The following is a 7,621-nucleotide window of genomic DNA, read 5'->3' as shown; positions in this document are numbered from 1 at the left end:
CCCTGAAGGCCGAGGTCGACGGGCTGGACGCGGGCGACGCGGACCTCGCGGAGCGGCACGAGACGGCCAAGGCCGCGCTCGCCGAGGCGGAGGCAGCCCTCACGGCCGCACGTGAGACGGCCACGGCGGCCGAACGAGGGCGCGCCGCCACCCAGGCCCGGCACGAGGCCCTGGCCATGGGCCTGCGCCGCAAGGACGGCACGGGTGCCCTGCTGGAGGCGAAGGAGCGCCTCGCCGGCCTGCTCGGTCCGGCCGCGGAACTGCTGACGGTGACCCCCGGCCACGAGACCGCCCTCGCGGCGGCCTTCGGCACGGCCGCCGACGCCCTCGCGGTGACGGACCCGGCCTCGGCGGCCGACGCTCTCCGCCTGCTGCGCAAGCAGGACGGGGGACGGGCGGCCCTGCTGGTGGCGGGGACACCTCAGGAGCCGGCCACCGTAGGCGACAGCGGCGGTGCCGACGGGCATCCCTGCGCCGCCGATCTCGTCCGCGGCCCCGCCGACCTGATGCCCGCGGTACGCCGGCTGCTGCGCGGCATCGTCGTCGTGGGCACCCTCGAGGACGCCGAGGAACTGGTCGTGGCGCGACCCGAGCTGACCGCCGTCACCGCCGAGGGTGATCTCCTCGGAGCGCACTTCGCGCACGGGGGGTCCGCCGGGGCGCCCAGCCTGCTGGAGGTTCAGGCATCCGTCGACGAGGCCGCCGCCGAGCTGGAGGAGCTCGCCGTGCGGTGCGCGGAGTCGGCCGAGGCTCAGCGGCTCGCGGCGGAGCGGCGCAAGGAGTGTGCCGCGCTCGTCGAGGAACTGGGGGAGCGGCGGCGGGCCGCCGAGCGGGAGAAGTCCCAGGTCGCCCAGCAGCTGGGCCGGTTGGCAGGGCAGGCGCGGGGGGCCGCCGGGGAGGCCGAGCGCAGCGTCGCCGCCGCCGCGCGCGCCCAGGAGGCGCTCGATGCGGCCCTGCGGGAGGTCGAGGAACTCGCCGAGCGGCTCGCCGTCGCCGAGGAGATGCCGGTCGAGGAGGAGCCCGACACCTCCGTACGCGACCGCCTCGCCGCCGACGGCGCCAACGCGCGGCAGACCGAGATGGAGGCCCGCCTCCAGGTCCGCACCCACGAGGAACGTGTCAAGGGCCTGGCCGGACGCGCCGACTCCCTGGACCGGGCCGCCCGCGCCGAACGTGAGGCACGCGCGCGTGCCGAGCAGCGGCGGCTGCGGCTGCGCCACGAGGCGGCCGTCGCCGAGGCCGTCGCCTCCGGCGCCCGGCAGCTCCTCGCCCATGTCGCGGTCTCCTTGAGCCGGGCGGAGGCCGAGCGGGCCGCCGCCGAGGCGGTCAAGGCACGGCGGGAGGAGGAGCTGGCGGCGGCCCGCACGCACGGCCGCGACCTCAAGGCCGAGCTGGACAAGCTGACCGACTCCGTCCACCGCGGCGAGGTGCTAGGCGCCGAGAAGCGGCTGCGCATAGAGCAGCTGGAGACCAGGGCGCTGGAGGAGCTGGGCGTCGAGCCGACGGTCCTGGTCACCGAGTACGGCCCCGACCAGCTCGTACCGCCGTCCCCGCCCGCAGAGGGCGAACAGCTGCCCGAGGACCCTGAGCATCCGCGCAATCAGCCCCGCCCGTTCGTGCGCGCCGAGCAGGAGAAGCGGCTCAAGGCCGCCGAACGCGCCTACCAGCAGCTCGGCAAGGTCAACCCGCTCGCCCTGGAGGAGTTCGCCGCGCTGGAGGAGCGCCACAAGTTCCTCAGCGAGCAGCTCGACGACCTGAAGAAGACTCGCGCCGACCTGCTTCAGGTGGTGAAGGAGGTCGACGAGCGTGTCGAGCAGGTGTTCACCGAGGCATATCGGGACACGGCCCGCGAGTTCGAGGGCGTCTTCAGCCGGCTGTTCCCCGGCGGCGAGGGCCGGCTGGTCCTGACCGACCCGGACAACATGCTCACCACGGGCGTGGACGTCGAGGCGCGGCCCCCGGGCAAGAAGGTCAAGCGGCTCTCCCTGCTCTCCGGCGGCGAGCGGTCGCTGACGGCCGTCGCCCTGCTGGTGTCGATCTTCAAGGCCCGGCCCAGCCCGTTCTACGTGATGGACGAGGTCGAGGCGGCGCTGGACGACACGAACCTGCAGCGGCTGATCCGCATCATGCAGGAGCTGCAGGAGACCTCGCAGCTCATCGTGATCACACACCAGAAGCGGACGATGGAGGTCGCCGACGCGCTGTACGGCGTCTCCATGCAGGGCGACGGTGTGTCGAAAGTCATCTCGCAGCGGCTCCGCTAGACCGCTGCCCTCTACACCAGTTGTCACCTGCACGTTTTCACGTCTTCAACACTTGAAGGCAATCTCTCGATCACATGCCTCGAAGGTCACAGAGTCCCGCTATTGACTTAGAAACTTGAAGGCATAGTCTCTGCAACGTTGCTTTTACCTTCAGGTATGAGCGGCGTTAACCAGTGCTCTCCGGGTACTTGACACGCCACCCATACCCGAAAGGGCCCAGCCCACCCCCGGCAGCGTTGCCGGTGGCCCGAGGAGTACACGTTGACCAGCACAGCGCAGGCATCCAGGACAGGAGCCGGTACGGCTCACCCCGATCATCTCGGGCACGTCATCTTCATCGCGGCGGCCGCAGCGATGGGCGGCTTCCTCTTCGGCTACGACAGCTCCGTGATCAACGGCGCCGTTGAGGCCATCCGGGATCGCTACGACATCGGTTCCGCAGCGCTGGCCCAGGTCATCGCCGTCGCCCTGATCGGCTGTGCCGTCGGCGCGGCCACCGCCGGCCGCATAGCCGACCGCCTCGGCCGCATCCGGGTGATGCAGATCGCGGCGGTCCTCTTCGTCGTCAGCTCCGTCGGCTCCGCCCTGCCCTTCGCGCTGTGGGACTTCGCCCTGTGGCGCATCATCGGCGGCTTCGCCATCGGCATGGCCTCCGTGATCGGCCCCGCCTACATCGCAGAGGTCGCCCCGCCCGCCTACCGCGGCCGGCTCGGCTCCTTCCAGCAGGCCGCGATCGTCGTCGGCATCGCCATCTCCCAGCTGGTCAACTGGGGCCTGCTCAACGCCGCCGGCGGCGACCAGCGCGGCAAGCTGATGGGCCTGGAGGCCTGGCAGGTCATGCTCGGCGTCATGGTCGTCCCGGCACTCCTGTACGGCCTGCTCTCCTTCGCCATCCCCGAGTCCCCCCGGTTCCTGATCTCCGTCGGCAGGCGTGAGCGCGCCCGGGAGATCCTCGCCGAGGTCGAGGGCAAGGGCACCGACCTCGACGCCCGCGTCGCCGAGATCGAGCACGCCATGAAGAGCGAGCACAAGTCCAGCTTCAAGGACCTGCTCGGCGGCGGCTTCTTCTTCAAGCCGATCGTCTGGATCGGCATCGGCCTGTCGGTCTTCCAGCAGTTCGTCGGCATCAACGTCGCCTTCTACTACTCCTCGACGCTGTGGCAGTCGGTCGGCGTCGACCCGACGGACTCGTTCTTCTACTCGTTCACCACTTCGATCATCAACATCGTCGGCACCGTGATCGCGATGATCTTCGTGGACCGCATCGGCCGCAAGCCGCTCGCGCTCATCGGCTCCATCGGCATGGCCGTCGGCCTCGCACTCGAGGCCTGGGCGTTCTCCTACCACCTGGTCGACGGCAAGCTGCCGAGCACCCAGGGCTGGGTCGCCCTGATCGCCGCCCACGTGTTCGTCCTCTTCTTCGCCCTGTCCTGGGGCGTGGTCGTCTGGGTCATGCTCGGCGAGATGTTCCCGAACCGGATCCGCGCCGCCGCGCTGGGCGTGGCCGCCGCCGCGCAGTGGATCGCCAACTGGGCCATCACCGCGAGCTTCCCCTCGCTGGCCGACTGGAACCTGTCCGGCACCTACGTGATCTACACGGTCTTCGCCGCGCTCTCCATCCCGTTCGTTCTGAAGTTCGTGAAGGAGACGAAGGGCAAGGCGCTGGAGGAGATGGGCTGAGCCTGACAGAGGCTGCCCCGAACTCGAGGAGAAGGGCCAAGTCCCCGCTGCCCCTCTCCTCGGACCCTGCCGCCGCCCGGCTCGGCCACTGCCCGAGCCGGGCGGCGGTGCTCTGCCGGCCCCCTGTGGCGAGGCTCAGCCCTCCAGTCCGGGGAGCACCCTCTCGCAGAACAGATGCAGGCTGCGCCAGCCCTCGTCCACCGGCATCCCGCCGGCCAACGGGTGCAGGACGTGGCTGCCCGAGCCCAGGCCCAGGCACTCCTCCGGCGTCACGATCCGGTGCACGCCCTCCACCCGCAGCTCCTCCACCGTCGTGGCCGCCGACCTGACCGCCGAGCGGACACCACGGCCGCCGGACTGCCAGGACGCGTACGTCCGCGCCTCGTGCAGGAAGTGCTTCCCGTACCGGGCCCACGCCCGGTCCGGATCCTCCGCGAGGTGCAGCAGCGGCGTCCTCCCGGCGGGCATCGTCGTCCAGCCCTCCCTGCCGTACTCCGCCAGCCGCTCCCCGTAGTAGGCCTCCAGCTCCGGCAGGTGCGCGCTCGGGAAGAACGGCAGGCCCAGCCGGGCGGCTCGGCGGGCCGCCGCCTTCGAGGAACCGCCGACCAGCAACAGGGGGTGCGGCTGGGTGTACGGGCGCGGGGTGACCCGCACGGTACGGCCCCGATAGGAGAACTCCTCGCCGGTCCACGCCCTCAGCACCGTCTCCAGCAGCTCGTCCTGGAGCCTTCCGCGCCGCTCGAAGTCGACACCGAAGGCGGCGTACTCCTCGGGCCGGTACCCGACCCCGGCGACGGTCACCAGCCGGCCGCCGCTGATCAGGTCCAGGACGGCGATGTCCTCGGCCAGCCGCAGCGGGTCGTGCAGCGGCCCGATGACCGCCGAGACGGTGACCGTGATCCGCCGGGTCGCGCCGAGCACGGCACCGGCGAAGACGAACGGCGACGGCAGCCAGTTGTTCGCCGCCCCGTGGTGCTCCTCCGTCTGGACGGCGGTGATCCCCCGGTCGTCGGCGTACGCGGCCATCTCCACCGCGGCCCGGTATCGGGCACCCAGCGATGCCGGGGTCGCGCCGGGCTCGAGGAGGTTGAACCGTACGACCGTGACGGCCATGACAGGGCCCCCTTCGCCTTTGCCGGCGGGTGTGCGGGGGACATTAGCTGACGATGCGTCAGGTTAATAGGGGGAGCGCGCCAGGCTGCCGGAGGCGCCACTCGGCGTACCCGGCGGATCTTCCTCGCGTACCGGACCCGTTGTGACTCCATCCTCCAGGGCTTCCGGCCGACGCGAAGCCGGGCCGCGGGCCGGCCCGGCCCGGCGGGACCAGCGGCCCCGCGCGTACAGCGAACGGCCGAGCGGGAGGTCACGCCATACTGGGGACTGTTATGGAAACCGTCATCCTTGCTGTAGTCATCGCCGTGGTCGTGCTCGGCGCGCTCGGCGGGCTCATCGTCGGCAGCCGGCGCCGCAGGCCGCTGCCCCCGCCGCCCCCGACGACGCCCGACATCACCGCCCCTCCGGCCGAGCCGCATGTCGGCGAAGAGGCCGAGACACCGCGCGACGAGGAGCGCCGGACGATAGAGGAGGTGGATCTTCCGGGCGGTGGGGCTCCCGTCGCCGTCGAGGAGCCGCCCGTCGTCGAGGCGCCCCCGATCGAGATTCCGGAGCCCACCGCCGGCCGTCTGGTCCGTCTGCGCGCCCGTCTGTCCCGTTCGCAGAACGCGCTCGGCAAGGGGCTCCTCACCCTCCTCTCCCGGGAACACCTCGACGACGAGACCTGGGAGGAGATCGAGGACACGCTGCTCACCGCCGACGTCGGCGTACAGCCCACCCAGGAACTGGTCGAGCGGCTGCGCGAGCGTGTGAAGGTGCTCGGCACCCGCACGCCCCAGGAGCTGCGCGGCCTGCTGCGCGAGGAGCTGCTCACGCTGGTCGGCACCGACATGGACCGCACCGTCCGCACCGAGCCGGAGTCCAGCAAGCCCGGCATCGTGATGGTCGTCGGCGTCAACGGCACCGGCAAGACCACCACCACCGGGAAGCTGGCCCGGGTCCTGGTGGCCGACGGTCGCACCGTCGTCCTCGGCGCCGCCGACACCTTCCGTGCCGCCGCCGCCGACCAGCTGCAGACCTGGGGCGAGCGGGTCGGCGCCTACACCGTGCGCGGCCCGGAGGGCGGCGACCCCGCCTCCGTGGCCTTCGACGCGGTGAAGGAGGGCAAGGAGATGGGCTACGACGTCGTGCTCATCGACACCGCCGGCCGCCTGCACACCAAGACCGGCCTCATGGACGAGCTCGGCAAGGTCAAGCGCGTCGTGGAGAAGCACGCCCCGCTCGACGAGGTGCTGCTCGTCCTGGACGCCACGACCGGGCAGAACGGTCTCGTCCAGGCCCGCGTCTTCGCCGAGGTCGTGGACATCACAGGCATCGTGCTGACCAAGCTCGACGGCACGGCCAAGGGCGGCATCGTGGTGGCGGTCCAGCGGGAGCTGGGCGTACCGGTGAAGCTGGTCGGCCTCGGCGAGGGCGCCGACGACCTGGCGCCGTTCGAGCCGGAAGCGTTCGTGGATGCGCTTATCGGGGACTGAGCGCGCCGACGCGCGCGGCGCGTGCGTGACCGTACGGAAGAAGGGCCCTGTTCCACGGTGCAGCTGGAACGGGGCCCTTCCGTATGGGCGGAGCCGCTCCTGCCCGTACCGGCGAAGCCGGCCCGTCCCGAATCGGCCGGCCTAGACGCGTGAGCGGTGCGCCACATACGCCAGCGTGCCGATCAGCAGGCGCGCCGCCGGGGGTCTCGTCGCCGAATCCAGGGCGGGGGAGCGGAGCCAGCGGACCGGACCGAGGCCGCCGCGGTCCGAGGGCGGGGCCGTGATGTACGCGCCGGGGCCCAGAGCGTGCAGGTCGAGGGCGGTGTCGTCCCACGCCATCCGGTACAGCAGGTCGGGCAGCTCGGCGGCGGACCCCGGGGCGACGAAGAAGTGCGCGCGGCCCTCCGGGGTCGCCGTCACCGGGCCGAGCGGCAGGCCCATGCGCTCCAGCCGGACCAGGGCTCGCCGTCCCGCGGACTCGGCGACCTCGATCACGTCGAACGCCCGGCCGACCGGCAGCATCACCGCGGCGCCCGGCAGCTCGGCCCAGGTGTCGGTGACCTCGTCGAGTGTCGCGCCGGCGCCCACGACGGGCGCGAAGTCCAGCGGGTGCGCGCCGGGCGCGCCGCAGTCCGCCTTGCCGCAGGAGCACTGCCCGGCGACCGCCCGTGCGCCGGGCACCACGTCCCAGCCCCACAAGCCGGTGTACTCGGACACGGCCGTGCACTCCGACGAGCGGCCCCGGCGCCGCGCACCGGAGCGGATGTCGCGGATGGCCCGCGTGCCGCCGATCGTGAAGCCCATGCCCCCTCCAACGGGTCCAGCGCGCCGGTGGTTACGCCATGAGAGCGGAATGTGACTCTGAGTTCCCACTCGTCGGTCGTCTTCGCGGGGCTCCGGGCAGCGCCCGGTTGCATCCCGGGGTGGTGCGCGGTTTGTGCGCGCCGGTGAGTGCACGCCTCCACCCGATTCCGGCTGTCATGTGTCAAGTGAATCGTGCAGAGCCCGCCCTTGGTTCATTCGAAGGGGTGGCGAATGGTGGCGTTTCTGTGTACGCCATGGCTGGACGGGTGACCGTAGGACTACTTT

General features: G+C 71.9%; 5 protein-coding genes. 3 read left to right on the top strand and 2 right to left on the bottom strand.

Features of this window, described 5'->3' with window-relative positions; genetic code table 11:
* Positions 1–2,264, top strand: a 2,264-nt coding sequence (locus tag C3488_RS15405; protein ID WP_181139026.1) for an AAA family ATPase, incomplete at its 5' end; no start/stop codon positions are given.
* Between the two features lie 261 nt (positions 2,265–2,525).
* On the top strand, positions 2,526–3,944 hold the full coding sequence (locus C3488_RS15400; protein WP_103839977.1) for a sugar porter family MFS transporter: 1,419 nt from the start codon (positions 2,526–2,528) through the stop codon (positions 3,942–3,944).
* 135 nt (positions 3,945–4,079) lie between these two features.
* Here the strand turns inward: C3488_RS15400 and C3488_RS15395 are convergent, their stop codons facing one another.
* The gene (locus tag C3488_RS15395; protein ID WP_103839976.1) at positions 4,080–5,057 is read right to left on the bottom strand and encodes an LLM class flavin-dependent oxidoreductase; all 978 of its coding nucleotides are present in this window, start codon (positions 5,055–5,057) and stop codon (positions 4,080–4,082) included.
* Positions 5,058–5,329: 272 nt separating this feature from the next.
* Between C3488_RS15395 and ftsY the strand changes: the two genes are divergently transcribed.
* Entirely contained in the window at positions 5,330–6,532 is a 1,203-nt protein-coding gene (gene ftsY / locus C3488_RS15390; protein WP_103839975.1) for a signal recognition particle-docking protein FtsY, read from the top strand.
* A gap of 141 nt (positions 6,533–6,673) precedes the next feature.
* On the opposite strand, the gene C3488_RS15385 is transcribed toward ftsY, so the two are convergent.
* Positions 6,674–7,336, bottom strand: coding sequence for a bifunctional DNA primase/polymerase (locus C3488_RS15385; RefSeq protein WP_103839974.1), 663 nt, complete (start codon positions 7,334–7,336; stop codon positions 6,674–6,676).
* Positions 7,337–7,621: the final 285 nt, after the last annotated feature.

This window comes from Streptomyces sp. Ru72, assembly GCF_002920635.1.
Classification (GTDB): domain Bacteria; phylum Actinomycetota; class Actinomycetes; order Streptomycetales; family Streptomycetaceae; genus Streptomyces.
The sequence above is the reverse complement of the archived record's forward strand: the minus strand, read 5'-3'. Positions and strand labels throughout refer to the sequence as shown.